Annotated in this window: 15 protein-coding genes; 11 read left to right on the top strand and 4 right to left on the bottom strand. The window is 71.4% G+C overall.

The window, feature by feature from the left end; genetic code table 11:
* Positions 1–128: 128 nt before the first annotated feature.
* The 7 genes from truB to AB0C19_RS11570 all read left to right on the top strand — a co-directional run bounded on the left by truB (position 129) and on the right by AB0C19_RS11570 (position 7,964).
* Positions 129–1,013, top strand: a complete 885-nt coding sequence (gene truB, locus AB0C19_RS11600) for a tRNA pseudouridine(55) synthase TruB (RefSeq protein WP_091402049.1) — start codon at positions 129–131, stop codon at positions 1,011–1,013.
* A gap of 76 nt (positions 1,014–1,089) precedes the next feature.
* A complete protein-coding gene (locus AB0C19_RS11595) occupies positions 1,090–2,019 on the top strand; it encodes a bifunctional riboflavin kinase/FAD synthetase (protein WP_196921595.1) in 930 nt (309 codons plus the stop codon).
* A 199-nt stretch (positions 2,020–2,218) separates the two neighbouring features.
* Positions 2,219–2,488: a 30S ribosomal protein S15 gene (rpsO, locus tag AB0C19_RS11590; protein WP_030337594.1), complete on the top strand. Its 270-nt coding sequence runs from the start codon at positions 2,219–2,221 to the stop codon at positions 2,486–2,488.
* 227 nt (positions 2,489–2,715) lie between these two features.
* A complete protein-coding gene (locus AB0C19_RS11585; RefSeq protein WP_357183024.1) occupies positions 2,716–5,106 on the top strand; it encodes a polyribonucleotide nucleotidyltransferase in 2,391 nt (796 codons plus the stop codon).
* A 47-nt stretch (positions 5,107–5,153) separates the two neighbouring features.
* Entirely contained in the window at positions 5,154–6,551 is a 1,398-nt protein-coding gene (locus AB0C19_RS11580; protein WP_357183021.1) for a pitrilysin family protein, read from the top strand.
* A 107-nt stretch (positions 6,552–6,658) separates the two neighbouring features.
* Positions 6,659–7,426, top strand: a complete 768-nt coding sequence (dapB, locus tag AB0C19_RS11575) for a 4-hydroxy-tetrahydrodipicolinate reductase (RefSeq protein ID WP_357183018.1) — start codon at positions 6,659–6,661, stop codon at positions 7,424–7,426.
* 67 nt (positions 7,427–7,493) lie between these two features.
* Positions 7,494–7,964, top strand: a complete 471-nt coding sequence (locus AB0C19_RS11570) for a GNAT family N-acetyltransferase (protein WP_357183015.1) — start codon at positions 7,494–7,496, stop codon at positions 7,962–7,964.
* Between the two features lie 237 nt (positions 7,965–8,201).
* On the opposite strand, the gene AB0C19_RS11565 is transcribed toward AB0C19_RS11570, so the two are convergent.
* Positions 8,202–10,310 (bottom strand): glycogen debranching N-terminal domain-containing protein, encoded by a 2,109-nt coding sequence (locus tag AB0C19_RS11565; RefSeq protein WP_357183012.1) that lies wholly within the window; start codon positions 10,308–10,310, stop codon positions 8,202–8,204.
* Between the two features lie 145 nt (positions 10,311–10,455).
* On the opposite strand from AB0C19_RS11565, the gene AB0C19_RS11560 reads away from it, so the two are divergent.
* The 4 genes from AB0C19_RS11560 (at position 10,456) to AB0C19_RS11545 (ending at position 14,803) form a co-directional block, all read left to right on the top strand.
* Positions 10,456–11,445 carry a LacI family DNA-binding transcriptional regulator gene (locus AB0C19_RS11560; RefSeq protein ID WP_357183009.1) on the top strand — a complete coding sequence of 330 codons (990 nt, stop codon included), beginning with the start codon at positions 10,456–10,458 and terminating at the stop codon, positions 11,443–11,445.
* A gap of 24 nt (positions 11,446–11,469) precedes the next feature.
* Positions 11,470–12,720, top strand: a complete 1,251-nt coding sequence (locus AB0C19_RS11555; protein WP_357183006.1) for an extracellular solute-binding protein — start codon at positions 11,470–11,472, stop codon at positions 12,718–12,720.
* Between the two features lie 72 nt (positions 12,721–12,792).
* Positions 12,793–13,914: a sugar ABC transporter permease gene (locus tag AB0C19_RS11550; RefSeq protein WP_357183003.1), complete on the top strand. Its 1,122-nt coding sequence runs from the start codon at positions 12,793–12,795 to the stop codon at positions 13,912–13,914.
* 1 nt (position 13,915) lies between these two features.
* Positions 13,916–14,803 (top strand): carbohydrate ABC transporter permease, encoded by an 888-nt coding sequence (locus AB0C19_RS11545; protein ID WP_357183000.1) that lies wholly within the window; start codon positions 13,916–13,918, stop codon positions 14,801–14,803.
* A gap of 53 nt (positions 14,804–14,856) precedes the next feature.
* Here the strand turns inward: AB0C19_RS11545 and AB0C19_RS11540 are convergent, their stop codons facing one another.
* The 3 genes from AB0C19_RS11540 to AB0C19_RS11530 form a co-directional block, all read right to left on the bottom strand.
* Positions 14,857–16,431, bottom strand: coding sequence for an MFS transporter (locus AB0C19_RS11540; RefSeq protein ID WP_357182997.1), 1,575 nt, complete (start codon positions 16,429–16,431; stop codon positions 14,857–14,859).
* Between the two features lie 74 nt (positions 16,432–16,505).
* Complete coding sequence (locus tag AB0C19_RS11535) at positions 16,506–17,477, bottom strand: sigma-70 family RNA polymerase sigma factor (RefSeq protein WP_357182994.1); 972 nt, start codon at positions 17,475–17,477, stop codon at positions 16,506–16,508.
* 94 nt (positions 17,478–17,571) lie between these two features.
* Complete coding sequence (locus tag AB0C19_RS11530) at positions 17,572–18,168, bottom strand: GNAT family N-acetyltransferase (RefSeq protein ID WP_357182991.1); 597 nt, start codon at positions 18,166–18,168, stop codon at positions 17,572–17,574.
* Between the last annotated feature and the right edge of the window lie 21 nt (positions 18,169–18,189).

Raw genomic sequence — 18,189 nt, 5'->3', positions numbered from 1 at the left:
GCCTGACAAACCGCCGGACGGACGCCTCGTCCCGACAAATCGGCTCAGCCCTTGGTGCGGGAGGCTCGGGTCACGCCGGGCCTGCCCACGCACTGCGGAGTGGGTGCCATCTGGCAGGCTTGGCCGACGTGAGCACCGATGGTCTGATCGTGGTCGACAAGCCCGGCGGCATGACGTCGCACGACGTGGTGGCGCGCATCCGCCGACTGGCGAAGACCCGACGGGTCGGTCACGGCGGCACCCTCGATCCGATGGCGACCGGTGTGCTGGTGATCGGTGTCGGCCGGGCCACCCGGCTGCTGACCTACGTGATCGGCGCCGGCAAGAGCTACACCGGCACCATCCGGCTCGGCCAGACCACAGTCACCGACGACGCCGAGGGCGACGTGACCGCCACAGTGCCGGCCGGGCAGGTCACCGACGACGCGATCCGGTCGGCTCTGGCGGGGCTCAGCGGCGAGGTCGACCAGGTGCCGAGCGCGGTCAGCGCCATCAAGATCGACGGGCAGCGGGCGTACAAGCGGGTCCGCGACGGGGAGAGCGTGGAACTGCCGGCGCGGCGGGTCACCATCTCCCGGTTGGAGGTGCTGGCGATCCGCCGCACCGAGCCGGACGTGGTGGACGTGGACGTGGACGTGACCTGCTCCTCCGGTACGTACATCCGGGCCATCGCCCGCGACGCCGGCCTGGCGCTCGGCGTCGGCGGGCACCTCACGGCGCTGCGGCGTACCGCTGTGGGTGGCTTCACCCTCGCCGAGGCGGCGACGCTCGACGAGTTGGAGCAACGCGCCCCGGACGTGGTGAACCTGCCACTGGACGCGGCGGCCGACCGGTTCTTCGCGCGCCGGGAGGCCACGCCGGACGAGGCCCGGGTGCTCGCCCACGGTGGACCACTGGACCCGGCCGGCCTGACCGGGCCGTACGCCGTCTTCGGGCCGGCCGGCGGCCTGATCGCTATCGTCAGCGAACGGGACGGGCGCGCCCGCGCGGAGATCGTGCTCGCACCGGCCTGACAGCGCAGCGCAGGTCCGTCGGCCCGCAGCCGGCGGTGTCGACCCGCCGGCCGGCGGGACAGCAGAGAGGAACGGCATGCAGCGGTGGCGGGGCTACGACGCGGCGCCCGGCGGGTGGGGACGCTCGGTGGTCACCATCGGCGTCTTCGACGGCGTGCACAAGGGGCATCAGGCGACGATCGGGCACGCCGTGGCCCGGGCCCGCGAGTTGGGCGTGCAGTCGGTGGTGGTCACCTTCGACCCGCACCCGGCCGAGGTGGTCCGTCCCGGTTCGCACCCGGCGGTGCTCACCGAGCCGGCCCGTAAGGCCGAGCTGATCGAGGCGCTCGGCGTGGACGTGCTCTGCGTGGTGCCGTTCACCCCGGAGTTCTCCCGGGTGCCGGCCGAGCAGTTCGTGCACGACGTCCTGGTCGAGCACCTGCACGCCGCGTTGGTGGTGGTCGGCGGCAACTTCCGCTTCGGGCACCGGGCCGCCGGCGACGTGGCGTTGCTGGAACGGCTGGGTCAGACGTTCGGCTTCGGCGTGGAGGGCGCCCCGCTGGTCGCCGAGGCCGGCACCGTCTTCTCCTCCACGTACATCCGGTCCTGTGTCGACGCGGGTGACGTGGGCGCGGCGGCCGCCGCGCTGGGCCGCCCACACCGGGTGGAGGGCGTCGTGGTCCGGGGCGACCAGCGGGGCCGGGAGCTGGGCTTCCCCACCGCCAACCTGCTCTGCCACAGGTACGCGGCGGTGCCCGCCGACGGCGTGTACGCGGCCCGGCTGATCCGCCGCGGTCAGCACGAGCCGCTGCTGGCGGCGGTGTCCGTTGGCACCAACCCGACCTTCTCCGGCCGGGAGCGGCGGGTGGAGGCGTACGCGCTGGACTTCTCCGGTGACCTGTACGGCGAGCGGTTGGCCCTGGACTTCGTGGCGCACCTGCGTGGTCAGATCCGGTACGACTCGATCGAGCCGTTGATCGCCCAGATGAATCAGGACGTCGAGCGCACCCGGCGCGTACTGGCCTGATCGCGCCGGGGTGACGGGCCGCCACCGAGGCCCTTCGCCGGGTGTTACCGGCGAGTGCTGGTAGTCTTGCCGGGACGTCGGGTGACCGGCGTGGGGCCTCGCGTGCCTGCTCGACGCCGCGGGTGCGAGGTACCGGTCCGTTCCCGGTCCACCGGGACGGCGGACACCCATTTGATCAACCCATCGAAACAGGGAGAACATGGCGCTCGATCAGGAAGCCAAGGCCAGCATCCGCGCGGAGTACGCGACCGCCGAGGGCGACACCGGTTCGCCGGAGGTCCAGGTAGCGGTCCTCACCAAGCGGATCGCCGAGCTGACCGAGCACCTGAAGGTGCACAAGCACGACCACCACAGCCGCCGTGGGCTGCTGCTGCTGGTCGGCCGTCGCCGTCGGTTGCTCAACTACGTCCAGAAGAAGGACATTGCCCGCTACCGGTCGCTCATCGAGCGGCTCGGTCTGCGCCGGTGACGTGACGGGGGAGTGGCCGGACGGCCGCTCCCCCGTACCGCGTCCCACCTGAAGAAACACGGGCCGCGCGACCACCCGAGAGGGAGCCGGTCAGCGTACCGGTCTCCGGTAGTGGCCCCCGGGAACCCCGGCATCATGCCGGCCACCCGGGCGCTTCGATCGAAGACCGGCCGGCTGAGCAGCTCCCCGATGTCGTGGGCCCACGACGCGAAGGAGCACGACAGCACATGACCGAGACCAAACTCGGCACCGAATCCCGCACCGCCGTGATCGACAACGGGTCCTTCGGCACCCGCGAGATCACCTTCTCCACCGGTCGGCTGGCTCGCCAGGCCGCCGGTTCCGTCATCGCCCAGCTGGGCGAGACGGTTGTTCTCTCCGCCACGACCGCCGGTAAGCACCCGAAGGAGCAGTTCGACTTCTTCCCGCTGACCGTCGACGTCGAGGAGCGGATGTACGCCGCGGGCCGCATCCCCGGCTCGTTCTTCCGCCGCGAGGGTCGGCCCAGCGAGGACGCGATCCTCACCTGCCGGCTGATCGACCGGCCGCTGCGCCCGTCGTTCGTCAAGGGCCTGCGCAACGAGGTCCAGGTCGTCGAGACCATCCTCGCGCTCGACCCGCAGCACCCGTACGACGTCGTGGCGATCAACGCCGCCTCGATGTCGACCAAGCTCTCCGGCCTGCCGTTCTCCGGCCCGATCGGCGCGACCCGCGTCGCCCACATCGACGGCCAGTGGGTCGCCTTCCCGACCCTGGAGGAGCTGGCTCGCGCCACCTTCGACATGGTCGTGGCCGGCCGCACGCTCGAGGACGGTGACGTCGCGATCATGATGGTCGAGGCCGAGGCCACCCCGAACGCCGTCGCCCTCATCTCGGCCGGTGCCACCGCACCGACCGAGGAGGTCGTCGCCAGCGGCCTGGAGGCCGCCAAGCCGGCGATCCGTGAGCTGTGCCGCGCGCAGAGCGAGCTGGCCGAGGTCGCCGCCAAGCCGGTCACCGAGTTCCCGGTCTTCCTGGACTACCAGGACGACGTGTACGACGCCGTCTCCGAGCTGGCCCGCGCCGACGTGGCCGAGGCGATCACCATCGCCGGCAAGGCCGACCGCGAGGAGGCCCTGGACCGGGTCAAGGCCCGGGTCGCCGAGGAGCTGGGCGCACGGTTCGAGGGCCGGGAGAAGGAGCTCAGTGCTGCCTTCCGGTCGCTGACCAAGTCCGAGGTGCGCAACCGCGTGCTGCGCGAGCAGGTCCGCATGGACGGGCGTGGCCCGCGCGACATCCGGGCGCTGACCGCCGAGGTCGGCGTGCTGCCCCGGGTGCACGGTTCGGCGCTGTTCGAGCGGGGCGAGACCCAGATCCTGGGTGTCACCACGCTGAACATGCTCCGCATGGAGCAGATGGTGGACACGCTGTCCCCCGAGAACCGCAAGCGCTACATGCACAACTACAACTTCCCGCCGTACTCGACCGGTGAGACCGGCCGGGTCGGCTCGCCGAAGCGTCGCGAGATCGGCCACGGCGCTCTCGCCGAGCGCGCGCTGATCCCGGTGCTGCCGTCGCGCGAGGAGTTCCCGTACGCCATCCGGCAGGTGTCGGAGGCGCTCGGCTCCAACGGCTCCACCTCGATGGGTTCGGTCTGCGCGTCGACGCTGGGCCTGCTCTCCGCGGGTGTCCCGCTGAAGGCGCCGGTCGCCGGCATCGCGATGGGGCTCATCTCCGACGAGGTGGACGGCAAGACCCAGTACGTGACGCTGACCGACATCCTCGGTGCCGAGGACGCGTTCGGTGACATGGACTTCAAGGTCGCCGGCACCCCGGAGTTCGTCACCGCGCTCCAGCTCGACACCAAGCTCAACGGCATCCCGTCGGACGTGCTGGCCGCCGCGTTGCAGCAGGCGAACGAGGCCCGGCAGGTCATCCTCGGCGTCATGAAGGCGGCGATCGAGGCTCCGGCCGAGATGTCCGACTACGCGCCGCGGGTCACCACGGTCAAGATCCCGGTGGACAAGATCGGCATGGTGATCGGCCCGAAGGGGCAGACCATCAACGCGATCCAGGACGAGACCGGCGCCGAGATCTCCATCGAGGACGACGGAACGATCTACGTCGGCGCCACAAACGGCCCGTCGGCCCAGGCGGCCGTCGACCGGATCAACGGCATCGCCAACCCGACGCTGCCGAAGCAGGGCGAGCGGTTCCTCGGCACGGTGGTCAAGACCGCCGCGTTCGGCGCGTTCATCTCGCTCCTGCCGGGCCGTGACGGTCTGCTGCACATCTCCAAGGTGGGCGACGGCAAGCGGGTCGAGCGCGTTGAGGACTTCCTCAACGTCGGTGACCGGGTCGAGGTCGAGATCGCTGACATCGACGCCCGCGGCAAGATCTACCTCGACAAGGTCCGCCCGGAGGGCACCGAGGCTCCGGCCGCCGGTGAGGCCGCCGCTGGCGACCGGCCGGCTGGTCGGGACCGGGGCGACCGGGCTCCGCGTGACCGCGGCGACCGTGAGCGTGGCGGCGACCGTGGCGGGCGTGGCCCGGAGCGCGGCGGCGAGGGCGGCAACGGCGGCGGCGGCGAGGGTGGCGAGGGCGGCGAGCGTCCGCGCCGTCGGACCCGGCACAGCTGACCGTCGTACAACGCATCACCCACCCCTCGTCGAACCGGGAGCAAGTCGTGAGTCGGGCCATCAGCGCGCCGTTTCCACCGGATCGACGGGGGGTGGCCCCGTCTCGGGACACCGGGGCGGGCCGCTCCGGCGGCACCGCCCGCGCGGTGACCCGGACGCTCAGCGACGACCCGCTGGGCGGCACGGTACGTCGTACCGTGCTGCCCAGCGGCCTGCGCGTCCTCACCGAGGCGATTCCGGCGATGCGCAGCGTCTCGTTCGGCATCTGGGTGGCGGTCGGCTCGCGTGACGAGACCGGCCCGCAGGCCGGTGCCGCGCACTTCCTCGAGCACCTGCTCTTCAAGGGCACCCACAAGCGCACCGCACTGGAGATCTCCTCGCAGATCGAGGCGGTGGGTGGCGAGACCAATGCCTTCACCACGAAGGAATACACCTGCTACTACGCCCGCGTGCTGGACGAGGACCTGCCGCTGGCGATCGACGTGATGTGCGACCTGGTAGCGGACTCGCTGTTGGAGCCGGCAGACGTCGAGACCGAGCGTGGCGTGATCCTGGAGGAGATCGCCATGCACGACGACGAGCCGGGTGACGAGGTGCACGACCTCTTCGTCCAGGCCGTCTACGGCGATCACCCGCTGGGCCGGCTGATCTCCGGCACCGCTGAGACCGTCACCCCGATGACCCGGCGGCAGATCCAGAGCTTCTACCGGGGTCGGTACACCGCGCCGCAGATCGTCATCGCCGCCGCCGGCAACCTCGACCACGCCGCCGTGGTCAAGATGGTCCGTCAGGCAGTGCGCGGCACCCCGCTGGACAGCGACCCGGCCGGCCCGGCGCCGCACCGCGCGGCGACCCCGGCGGTACGCACCAAGCCGGCGACCACACTGGTGGAGCCGAAGGAGACCGAGCAGGCACACGTCATCCTCGGCTGCCCCGGCATCGACCGGCTCGACGATCGGCGGTTCGCCCTCGGGGTGCTCAACAACGTGCTCGGTGGCGGCATGTCCAGCCGTCTGTTCCAGGAGATCCGCGAGCAGCGCGGCCTCGCGTACTCGGTCTACTCCTACGCCAGCCAGTACGCCGACACCGGCCTGTTCGCCGTCTACGCCGGCTGCGCGCCGGGCAAGGTGGACGAGGTGCTGTCCCTGACCCGTGCCGAGCTGGCCCGGGTGGCCGCCGACGGGTTGACCGAGGCCGAGGTGGCCCGGGGCAAGGGGATGAGCAAGGGCTCCTTCGTGCTCGGCCTGGAGGACACCGGTTCCCGGATGAGCCGGCTGGCCAAGGGTGAGCTGCTCTACGGCGACCTGATGCCTGTCGACGAGCTGCTCCGCCGCGTCGACGAGGTCACAGTGGAGGACGTGAACGTCCTCGCCGCCGAACTGCTCAGCCGGCCGATGTCGCTGGCCGTGGTGGGCCCGTTCGGCGCCGGCGACTTCGCGGTCTGAGGTCTGCCGCCCGGCCGGTCGAGGCAGCCCGGTCGGGGTGTCCCGCCCGGTGGAGCACAGCGGATCCGGCCGGAAGGGCCCGTCCCGATTGGGATAGGTTGTGCCCCGTGACTGACGAGCAGGGAAAGACCCCGGCCCAGCAGCTGCGGGTCGGTGTGTTTGGTGCGCGCGGCCGGATGGGCATCGAGGTCTGCAAGGCGGTCGACGTCGCCGACGATCTCGCCCTGACCGCGGCGATCGACCAGGGCGACGACCGCTCCTCCGTCTCCACCGCCGAGGTGGTCGTCGACTTCACCACCCCGGACGTCGTCATGGACAACCTCCAGTGGTGCATCGAGCAGGGCATCAGCGCTGTGGTCGGCACTACCGGCTTCACCGAGCAGCGGGTGGAGCAGGTGCGCGGCTGGCTGGCCGACAAGCCCGAGGTGGGTGTGGTCATCGCCCCGAACTTCGGTATCGGCGCGGTGCTGATGATGCAGTTCGCCGCGCGAGCCGCCCGACACTTCGAGTCCGTCGAGATCATCGAGCAGCACCACCCGCGCAAGCTCGACGCCCCGAGCGGCACCGCCACCCACACCGCCCGGCAGATCGCCCGGGCCCGCGCGGAGGCCGGCCTCGGCCCGGTCCCGGACGCCACCAAGGACGAGGTGCCGGGTGCGCGCGGCGCCGAGATCGACGGGGTACGAGTCCACGCGGTGCGCGCCACCGGCCTGGTCGCCCACCAGGAGGTGCTGTTCGGCGGCACCGGCGAGACGCTGACCATCCGGCACGACTCGTACGACAGGGTGTCGTTCATGCCGGGTGTGCTGCTGGCCGTCCGCGCGGTGCGCAACCGTCCCGGCCTCACCGTCGGCCTGGACGCCCTGCTCGACTGACCGGCCCACGTCGGCCCGGGGCGAAACCTGGTCGCGGCACGGGTCCGGCCGACCCTAGGCTGCCCCGATGATCGATGGTGGACATGGTGACCGGGCCGGGCGGCGAGTGACACTGCGGCCTGTCGACGACGACAACTGGCGGGCGGTGGCCGACGTCGCCCCGCGCGACGACCAGCGCCGGTACGTGGCCGCGCTGGGCGCGCGTTACCTGCTGCTGAGCATGCGCTCCGAGGTGTGGAACTCGCTCGCCGTGTACGCCGACGAGACCGTCGTCGGCCACGTCATGTGGGGCGTGGACGACGACGGCTCGCACTGGATCGGCGGGATGCTGATCGATGCCGCCGAGCAGGCCCAGGGTGTCGGCCGGGCGACGGTGCAGACCCTGGCCCCCTGGCTGGCCGACCGGGACGGTAAGCCCCCGGTCCGCCTGTCGTACCACCCCGACAACACCCCGGCCGCAGCCCTGTACACCTCCCTGGGCTTCCACCCCACGGGTGCCATTGACGACGACGAGCTGATCGCCGAACGAACCCCCTGAGCCCCGCGATCTTGCAGTTTCAGTGGCGACATAAAGAACATTCGACCCATCTGGACAACCGAAGCCGCAAGATCGTCGGCGCGTCCGGCCCGGCCTGGGTCGATCATGGAGTTGTGGTGCCTCGCATAAGGGGCACATATGGAGCTGTTGCCCACCACAACTCCATGATCGACGGCGGGGCGGGGCGGGGTCGGGTCGGGGTCGGGTGGGGTCGGGTGGGGTGGGGCGGGTTGGGGATTAGCGGGGGAGAGGGGCTGTGGGGCGGCGTTGGGTGGGGACGGGTGGGGTTGGGGTCAGCGTTGTGGGGAGGCCGGTGACTGTGGCTTTGCCGGTGCGGTCGATCGCCACGTGCACCGGCGTGTCGGCCACGCGGAGGCCGTCGACCGCCACGGCACCGAACTCCGCTCCCGCCAGGGGCGCCAGTCGGACCGTGCCGCCCGGCACGTCCGGGTAGAGCCCCGTGGCGGCCTGGAGCAGCAGCACCGCGCCCGCCGCGGCCCACGCCTGCGGTCGGCACGCGGCCGGGTACGGCACCGGGCGGTTCACCAGTGCCCGGTCGTCGCCGCCGTACAGCTCCGGCATCCGGTAGTCGAACGCCTCGGCCGCGCTGAGCAGCCCGTCGGCCAGACCGAGCGCGGCTTCGCGGTGCCCGGCGCGGGCCAGCCCACCGAGCACGATCGCTGTGTCGTGGGTCCAGATCGAGCCACAGTGGTACGACAACGGGCTGAACCCGGCGTCGTCGCTGGACATGGTGCGTAGCCCGAACCCGGTGGCCATGGTGTCGGTGGTGAGCAGGTGCGCGACCTGGGCCTCCTCGTCGCGGTCGAGCAGTCCGGTGCCGAGCAGGTGGCCGATGTTGCTGGTCAGCGAGTCGACCGGGCGCTTGTCACGGTCGAGGGCCAGCGCGGGTTGCGGTCCGTGGCGACCGTCGACCCAGAAGCTCTTGCGGAACCGACCGACCAGCGCGGCGGCGTGCTCGCGCCAGCGGTCGGCGCCCGGTCGGCCGAAGGCGTCCAGCAGGGCGGCGCCGTTCACGGCGGCCTCGTGCGCGTACCCCTGCACCTCGGCCAGCACTATCGGCGCGGTGGCCAGGGTGCCGTCGTGGAAGCGGACGGCGTCGCCGGAGTCCTTCCAGCCCTGGTTGGACAGCCCGTGCCCGGTGGTGTCGACGTACTCGACCAGGCCGTCGCCGTCCGGGTCGGCGTGCTCGCCGAGCCAGCGCAGCGCCGCCTCCAGGTGCGGCAGCAGGGGCTCGATCTGCTCGGCGGGCATTCCCCAACGCCACGCGTCGTGCAGCAGGTTGACCCAGAGCATCGTGGCGTCGACAGTGCCGTAGTACGCCGGCGGGAGGCGCAGGCCGTTGTCGGGCAGGGCGAACGCGTGACGGCGCAGCTCGTGCAGGATCTTGCCGGGGGCCTCGCCGGTCGTCGGGTCGATCCGCGTGCCCTGTCGCCGGGCGAGCACGCGCAAAGTGCCGGCGGCCAGGTCGGTGCCGAGCGGCAGCATCATCCGGGCGGCCCAGAGGCTGTCCCGGCCGAACAGGGTGAGGAACCAGGGCACCCCGGCGCCGAGGAACACGTCGCCGGGTGCGCCGGTCTCGACCAGTCGGAGGCCGCGCATGTCGTCCAGGCTGCGGTCGAGCAGTCGGATCAGCCGCCGGTCGTCGGCGGTCACCTCGGGTCGGGACCACTCGGGCTCGCCGGCCGGGCCGACGACGACGGCGCGCGGGTCGTCGACTGTCAACTGCCAGCGCAGCACGGACTCGCCCCTGGGGGGCAGGTCGACCGGCCAGGCCAGCCGGGGTGCGGTGGCCCGCTCGCCGTCGACCAGCACGTCGGCGCCCGGCGCGGTGACGGTGACGGTGATCCCGGTGCCCGACCAGGTGAGCGTGCCGGGCTGACCGGGCCTGGCCGTCAGCGCGTCGGTGGCGCCACCGGACTTGACGACCTCGATGGGTGCCAGGTCGCAGCCGAGGTCGACGGAGACGGTGGCCCGTACGCCGACAGTGGCGGTGGAGACGATCCGCAGCTCCTCGGTGAGGCCGTTGCGGGTGGCCCGCCGGAGCCGGTCGACGCGGACGGTGGGGTCGGGCGTCGGGTCACCGAGCCAGCGGGCCAGGCTCACGAAGTGTGCGCCGTGCGGGCCGTCGTCGCCGCGGGTCAGCCCTTCGAGCTCCCGCTCGTCGACCCGCAGCTCGGCGCGGGAGAGCACCCGGGCATCGGCGTGGAAGACGCCCTGGACGCCGGTCGGGCGGATCTGACCGGTCGCGTCCCCCAGCGCGCTGGTCGGTGCGAGGACCACCCCGACCAACTCGTGCAGGAGGGGTTGCAGCTGGCGTTCGATCACGGTGTAGCTCCAGATCCTCGGGGTGCGGGGCGGCCATCTTGACAACGCGCCCCTGGCGGTGCAAAGTGCGAAACATTCCAGAAACTTGAACGATCCAATCCTGCCTTATCCAAATTGGATCGTTCAAGATGGCGAGAGGGATTAAGTGGCCGAAAAGGTGACCATCGCGACGGTGGCCCGGCACGCCCGAGTCAGCCGGCAGACGGTGTCCAACGTGCTCAACAGCCCGCACATCGTGCGGCAGGAGACCCGTCAGCGGGTCGAGGACGCGATCAACGCGCTCGGCTACCGGGCCAACCAGGCCGCCCGGCAGATGCGCACCGGCCGGTCCCGCCTCATCGCCGCCCGGATCGACCCGACCCGCGACGGCATCAACGGCTCCGTGCTCGACCGCTTCCTGCACGGCCTCACCGAGACCGCCGACGCCGCCGGCTACCGGGTGCTGCTCTACACCGCCACCGACGACGACCGGGAGATCGCCACCTACGGCGACCTGCTCGGCACCTACGAGTTGGACGCGTTCGTGCTGGTGGGCACCAAGTACGGCGACCCGCGTACCGAATGGCTCGCCGACCGGGACGTGCCGTTCGTGACCTTCGGTCGCCCATGGGACGCGCTCGACGCGCACCCCTGGGTGGACGTGGACGGCGCCGCCGGCACCGCCCAGGCCACTCGGCGTCTGCTCGACGCCGGCCACCGGCGGATCGCCTTTCTCGGCTGGCCGGTCGGCTCCGGCGTCGGCGACGACCGGCGGGCCGGGTGGCGCGACGCGCTGCGTGCGGCCGGCGTCGACCCGACCGGGCTGCACCGGGAGACCGAGGACGGCATCGCCGAGGGTGAACGCCTGATGCGCGACCTGCTCGACACAGTGGCACCGAGCGCCGTGGTCTGCGCCAGCGACTCACTCGCCCTCGGCGCTCTCCAGGCGATTCGGGGCGTCGACCCGCCCGTGTCGGTGATCGGCTTCGACGACACGCCGGTGGCCGCCGCGGTCGGGCTGACCAGCGTCAGCCAGCCGCTCGGCGAGGCCGCCGCCCGCTGCGTGGACCTGCTCACCGGGGTCCTCGACGGCGACCACGAGACCCCCACCCCCGTGCTGCTCCAGCCCTCGTTGGCACTGCGGCACACCGCGTAGTCCCACCCCCCACCAGGAGAAACCATGGCACCTCGAACAATCACCCGGGCAGCGGTGGCCGGCCTCGCCGCCGTCGCCCTCCTCGGCTCCGCCGCCTGCGGCAGCGGCTTCGACGACTCCTCCGGCGACACCGCCCAGTCCAGCGGCCCGGCCAGCCTGCAGATCCTGATCGGCTCGTCCGGCGAGGCCGAGACCAAGGCCGTGCAGGACGCCGCCGCGAAGTGGGCCGGCAGCTCCGGCAACACCGCGACTGTCACCCCGGCGCAGGACCTCACCCAGCAGCTCGGTCAGGCTCTCGCCGGCGGCACCCCGCCGGACGTCTTCTACGTGGACGCGGCCCAGTTCGCCGACTACGCAAGTGTCGGCGCCCTCGAGCCGTACGGCGACAAGATCAGCAACTCCAGCGACTTCTACGAGAGCCTGCGCACCACCTTCACGTACGACGGCAAGCTCTACTGCGCGCCCAAGGACTTCTCGACCCTGGCCCTGCAGATCAACACCGACCTGTGGAGCAAGGCCGGGCTGACCGACGCCGACGTGCCGACGACCTGGGAGCAGCTCACCGCCGTCGCCCAGAAGATCAAGGCCAAGGGGCAGGTCCCGCTGGCCCTCGGTGACACCCGGGACCGGATCGGCGCCTTCATGGTGCAGAACGGCGGCTGGCTGGTGAGCAAGGACGGCAAGCAGCCGACCGCCGACACCCCGGAGAACCTCGCCGCCCTCCAGTACGTCAAGACCATGCTCAGCACCGGCCTGGCCAAGTACCCGAAGCAGCTCGACGCCGGCTGGTCGGGTGAGGCGTTCGGCAAGGGCAAGGCAGTGATGACCATCGAGGGCAACTGGATCAAGGGTGCCCTGCAGAACGACTTCCCGAACGTGAAGTACAAGGTCGTGGCGCTGCCGGCCGGCACCAAGGGGCAGGGCACGCTCTCCTTCACCCAGTGCTGGGGCGTCGCCGCGAAGAGCAAGTACAAGGATCAGGCGATCAAGTTCGTCGAGGCGATGACCAGCGGCGAGCAGCAGATGACCTTCGCGAAGGCGTTCGGTGTCATGCCGTCCCGCCAGTCGGCGCGCGACCAGTACACCGCCGCGTTCCCGGCGGACAAGGTGTTCATCGACGGTGCCGCGTACGCCCAGGGCCCGGTGAACGCCCCGAAGATGGACAGCGTCCTCAAGGACCTCGACACCGGTCTACAGGGCCTGGCCAACGGCGACCCGAAGACCGTGCTGCAGAACTTCGACAAGAACGCCAAGGCGGCGCTCGGCGGCAGCTGAGGTGCTGGTGGGGGCCCCGGCGACCACCGGGGCCCCCGCCGCACGTCGGCCGGACAGAGGAAGGGAGGGAAGATGGCAACCGAGACACTGACCGCCGTGGCGACAGCGGGCGGGGCCGGCCCCCGCCGACGCAGGGGCGGCATCCGGAGCAACGAGAACCTCGCCGGCTGGCTCTTCGTCGCACCGGTTCTCGTCATTCTGGGGCTGTTCCTGCTGCTGCCCATCCTGATGGCGCTCTGGGTCAGCCTGACCGACTGGAACGGCCAGGGCAGCCCGTTCACCGGCGACGTCCCGTTCGTCGGCGCACACAACTACACCCAGTTGTTCACCGAGGACGGGCTGGCCCGCCGCGACTTCATGACCAGCATCCGCAACAACATCTACTACGTGGCGATCGTGGTGCCGGCGCAGACAGTGCTCGCGCTCGGGCTGGCGTTGGTCGTCAACAACCGGATGCTCAAGGGCAAGAGCTTCTTCCGCAGCGCCTTCTACTTCCCCTCGGTGACCAGCTCGGTCGCGATCAGCGTGGTGTTCCTGTTTCTCTTCGCCAACTCCGGCGCGGTGAACGCGCTGCTCGGTTTCCTCGGGATCGACGGCCCGGAGTGGTTCGCCGACTCCCGGGGTGTGCTGCACCTGCTGTTCGGCGCGGTCGGCGTCGACTCGCCACCGGCGGCACTGGCCGACGGTGGCCCGTTCGGGCTGACCTGGTGGGACTGGTTGGCCGGCCCGAGCGTGGCGATGATCTCGATCATCACGTTGGTCGTCTGGACCACCTCCGGCACCTTCATGCTGATGTTCCTGGCCGGGCTGCAGAACGTGCCGGTCGCCCTGGACGAGGCGAGCACCCTCGACGGCGCGTCCCGGTGGCAGCGCTTCCGGTACGTCACATTGCCGATGATCAGGCCCACCACCTTCCTGGTGCTCACCCTCGGCATGATCGGCTCCTGGCAGGTCTTCGACCAGGTGTACGTGATGAGCCAGGGCGACCCGGCCAAGACCACGCTCACCCCGGCCTACCTGTCGTACCGGACCGCCTTCCGGGACTTCGACTACGGCTCCGGCGCGGCGATCTCCTTCGTGCTGTTCCTGATCATCATCGTGCTCACACTCATCCAGCGCCGGGCGCTGGCCGAGCGGGACACCGACCAGCCGCGCCGCGGCCTGTGGCGTCGGCGCGTACCGGGAAGGTCCTGAGATGGCAATGCTCACCGACCGCCCGGCGGCGGCGCCCGCGCGGCGTCAGCAGCGCGCGGCCCGCACCCTGGCCACCCGCTTCCTGGGGTACGCCACGCTGGTCTTCTTCGGGCTGGTGTTCCTCTACCCGTTCGTCATCCAGATCGGCAACGCGCTCAAGACCGAGTCCGACGCGGCGGCGAACCCGCTGTCACCTTTTCCGGACCCGCTCACGCTGGCCGGCTTCGAACGGATCTTCGCCGGCACCAACTTCCCGCTGTGGCTGGGCAACTCGCTGCTGGTGACGGTGCTGGTCACCATCGGCCGGGTCTTCTTCGACTCGCTCGCCGGGTACGCGCTGGCCCGGCTGCGGTTCCGCGGCCGCAGCGGGCTGTTCGCCGCCGTCATCGCGGTGATGGCGGTGCCCGGTGTGGTGCTGCTGATCCCGAAGTTCCTGGTGCTCAACCAGCTCGGCCTCTACAACAGCTACGCCGGGCTGGTGGTGCCGCTGCTGGCCGACGCGGCGGGCGTGTTCATCATGAAGCAGTTCTTCGAGTCGATTCCGGTGAGTGTCGAGGAGGCCGCCCGGATCGACGGGGCGAGCATCTTCCGTACCTTCTGGTCGGTGGTGCTGCCGATGGCGAAACCGGCGCTGATCACCCTCACCATCCTGTCGTTCCAGGGCTCCTGGAACGAGTTCCCACACAGCCTGGTGTCGGTGCAGGACCCTGACCTGTTCACCCTGCCGCGCGGATTGGCCGACCTGGTCAGCGGCTCGCTCGGCAAGGGCACCCAGTACCCGCTCAAACTCGGCGCCGCGCTGCTGGCCACCATCCCGGTAGCGATCATCTTCGTGGTGTTCCAGCGGTACTTCGTCCGCGACGGCAACGACGGCTCGGACAAGGGCTGACCGGCCCGGTGTGGCGGTGCCGATAATCGGAACCGCCACACCGGCTCCGCGCATCAGTGTGGGGTGGCGGTCGACGCGGGCTCCTCGGGCTGGGCCGGCTCGGCACCGACCGGCGCGTAGGACGGCACCGACCGGAACGCCAACGCGGCGACCACTGCCAGCCCGAGCAGCACGACGGCACCGGCGGTGGCCGCCACTACCAGCCCGCTCGTGTACGCCGCCCGGGCCGCCTCGACCAGCGGACCGCCCATCCCGCCCGGCAGCTCACCGGCCACCGTGACCGCCCCGGCCAACCCGTCGCGGGCCCGGGCCGCCGCCTCGGCGGGCAGACCCGCGGGCAGCGCCGGGCCCAGCTCGGCACGGTAGACGGCGGCGCCCACGCTGCCCAGGACCGCCACACCCAGGGCGATGCCCAACTCGCCGCTGGTCTCCGAGAGCGACGCTGCCGAGCCGGCCCGTTCCGGCGGCGCCGACCCGACGATCAGGTCGGTGACCAGGGCCGACGGCAACGCGATCCCGGCGGAGGTGACGACGAAGGCGACCAGGACGACAAACAGGGCGTGGTCGCCTTCCGCGCCGGTGAGGAGCAGGAAACCCGCCGCCGTGATCAGTTGCCCGACGGCCATCACGTGCCCCGGCCGGAACCGACGGGCCAGCAACGGAGCCACAGTGGTCGCGCCGATCATCGCCACCGCCTGCGGCACCAGCAGCAGCCCGGCGCGCAGCGGGGTCAGCCCTTCGACCAGTTGCAGCCACTGGCTGACCAGCAGGAAGGTGCCGCCCATCAACAGACCGTTGAGCAGGAACACCAGCAGTGCGGCAGTGAACGTGCGGTTGCCGAAGAGGCCCACGTCCAGCAGCGGATGAGGAAGCCGGCGCTGCCGCCGCACGAAGACCACCCCCACCAGCAGGCCGGTCACGATCGCCAGCACGGCCAGCGGGCGCCAACCGTGCCGGGCCAGCTCCTTGATGCCGTAGACCGCCGGCAGGATGGTGGCGAGCGACAACGCGACGCTGACCAGGTCCAGTCGGCCGGGGCGCGGGTCGCGGAACTCCGGAAGCAGCAGCGGCGCGACCACCAGCAACACCGCCATCACCGGCACACCCAGCAGGAACGCCGAGCCCCACCAGAAATTCTCCAGCAGCACCCCGCCGATCACCGGCCCGACCGCCATCCCGCCCATGAAGCAGCTCATCCAGACCCCGACCGCCACCGCGCGCTGCGCCGGGATCTGGAACATGTTGCTGATCAGGGCCAGCGTGGAAGGCATCAGCGTGGCCCCGGCGACACCGAGCAGTGCCCGCGCGGCGATCAGCAGCGGCGGATTCGGTGCGTAGGCGGCCACCACCGAGACCACGGCGAAGGCACCGGCCCCGATCAACAACAGGCGTCGACGACCCACCCGATCGCCCAGGGTGCCCATCGTGACCAGGAAACCGGCCACCAGGAAACCGTACGCATCGGTGATCCACAACTGCTGGGTGCTGTCGGCGCCGAGGTCCGCGCTGAGGCTCGGCAGGGCCAGATAGAGCACGCTCAGGTCGAGTGCCAGCAGCAGAGTGGGCAGGGCCAACACGGCCAGCCCAATCCACTCCCGACGCCCGGCTGCGGGGTGTGCTGTCCGCATCGTTCTCACCCTCCTGGTGACGGTCAGTGTCGGAGGGTGGACGACGGTCCGGCCCCGAACTCATCGGTGCATCGTCAGGCGATTTTGTCGGGCAGGCCGAAGCGGGCGAAGAGCGCCGGCTCCAGGAAGTGGGTGAGCCGGGTGATCCGGCCGTCGGCGACGTCGATGAGCTGGATGGAGAACGCTCGGCGCCCCCCAGCCGGGTCAGGACGGTACTGCGCCAGCGCCGGAGCGCCATTGGCCGACACCGGCAGGAGCCGGGAACCTTGGCAGCCGGACGCCGGCCAGGAAACCATCCACCGGCCGATGTCGGCCGCCCCCGACAACCACATCCGGTACGGAGGCATGCTGTGCACCGCGTCCTCGCGCAGCAGACCCACGAGAGCGTCGATGTCGTAGCGCTCGAACACCCGCACGTAGCGGTCCAGCAGGTCGCGATGCTCCTCGTCCAGGGCCGGGCCCGGCGTCGCGCCGGCCCGCTCGGCCAGCGTGGCCCGGGCACGTTGCAACGCACTGTTGACGGCGGGCACGCTGGTCTCGAGCAGACCGGCGACCTCGTCGGCATGCCAGCGCAACACGTCCCGAAGGATCAGTACCGCGCGCTGCCGGGGAGGCAGGTGCTGGAGCGCGGCGACGAACGCCAACCGGACCGAGTCCCGCAGCACGGCCAGCTCCGCCGGATCCGCAGTGGGCAACACCGCAGCATCCGCCGCCGGCCCTACCCAACCCGTCTCCGCGTCACCAAGGCTCGGGGCCACCGGCGGCGACGGGTCACCGAAATCCGTCGGCATGGCCCGCCGCCGGTGACCCCTCAGCAGATCCAGGCAGACGTTGGTGGCGATCCGGTAGAGCCAGGTGCGCGTGCTGGCGCGGCCGTCGAAGCCGTCCCACCCGCGCCAGGCCCGCAGCAGAGTCTCCTGCACCGCGTCCTCGGCGTCGAACAGCGAGCCGAGCATCCGGTAGCAGTAGCCGGTCAGCTCGACCCGGAACCCCTCCAGGTGACCCTCGGCGGTCGGCGCCGACAGCGGCGTGGTGGCTGAGCTCATGGGCCGACCGTAGGCGACAGGTCGGACATCGGCGCCCACTCCGGCCGGGGCACGCCGACCCGTGCCGGTATCCGGGCCGGGGCGTCAGCGCGGGTCAGCCAACGGGCTCGTCGTCGACAGGCACCTTCTCGGTCGGCACGCCCACGTGCAGGCGCACCTGGGGCACCAGCATGTCGTCGACGTCAAGCGCCCGGGCCGCGCCGTCGAGCTCCCACCCGGTGCTGGTCAGGAACTTGCGGGTCGCCTCGTCACCGTCGAACGCCCAGGCCACCGCACGGCTCATCCCGTCCTCCCGCCACAGGTCGACGGCGGCGGCGAGCAGTCGACTGCCGTGCCCCCGACGGCCCCACCGCGGCTCGATCAGCAGATCGGTCACCGCCGCCACGTCCGGGCCGAGCGCGTCGGCCGGCTCACCCGGGGCCAACGCCTCGGCGTCGGCCGGGCCGGAGGCGGCGAACCCCACCAGATACGATTGCTCGGCCTGTTCGACGGCGACCAGCACCCGGTGCGCGCCCGAGGGCGGCTCCAGCACCGCGGCGCTCCACCGCCGGGCGAGGAACGCCTCGTCCAGGTTGTCGAGCACATGCCGAGGCAGGATCCGGCGGTACGCGACCCGCCAGGTCGCGAGCTGGATGCGTGCGATCTCGCCGGCGTCCTCGGGACGCGCCGGGCGGACGTACCCGAGAGCCATGGGACGGAAGCCTACGCAGGG

It is taken from the genome of Micromonospora sp. NPDC048842, from assembly GCF_040649935.1.
In the GTDB taxonomy this organism is placed as follows: Bacteria; Actinomycetota; Actinomycetes; order Mycobacteriales; family Micromonosporaceae; genus Micromonospora; species Micromonospora hortensis.
Note: the sequence above shows the minus strand (reverse complement) of the source record. Positions and strands in the feature narration are given on the sequence as shown.

Excerpts from the sequence above, each read along its gene's own strand:
- AB0C19_RS11570 (WP_357183015.1), top strand. The coding sequence starts at position 7,494 with ATGATCGATGGTGGACATGGTGACCGGGCCGGGCGGCGAGTGACACTG.
- rpsO (WP_030337594.1), top strand. The coding sequence starts at position 2,219 with ATGGCGCTCGATCAGGAAGCCAAGGCCAGCATCCGCGCGGAGTACGCG.
- AB0C19_RS11555 (WP_357183006.1), top strand. The coding sequence starts at position 11,470 with ATGGCACCTCGAACAATCACCCGGGCAGCGGTGGCCGGCCTCGCCGCC.
- AB0C19_RS11585 (WP_357183024.1), top strand. The coding sequence starts at position 2,716 with ATGACCGAGACCAAACTCGGCACCGAATCCCGCACCGCCGTGATCGAC.
- AB0C19_RS11535 (WP_357182994.1), bottom strand. The coding sequence starts at position 17,477 with ATGAGCTCAGCCACCACGCCGCTGTCGGCGCCGACCGCCGAGGGTCAC.
- AB0C19_RS11550 (WP_357183003.1), top strand. The coding sequence starts at position 12,793 with ATGGCAACCGAGACACTGACCGCCGTGGCGACAGCGGGCGGGGCCGGC.
- AB0C19_RS11540 (WP_357182997.1), bottom strand. The coding sequence starts at position 16,431 with ATGCGGACAGCACACCCCGCAGCCGGGCGTCGGGAGTGGATTGGGCTG.
- AB0C19_RS11530 (WP_357182991.1), bottom strand. The coding sequence starts at position 18,168 with ATGGCTCTCGGGTACGTCCGCCCGGCGCGTCCCGAGGACGCCGGCGAG.
- AB0C19_RS11545 (WP_357183000.1), top strand. The coding sequence starts at position 13,916 with ATGGCAATGCTCACCGACCGCCCGGCGGCGGCGCCCGCGCGGCGTCAG.
- AB0C19_RS11595 (WP_196921595.1), top strand. The coding sequence starts at position 1,090 with ATGCAGCGGTGGCGGGGCTACGACGCGGCGCCCGGCGGGTGGGGACGC.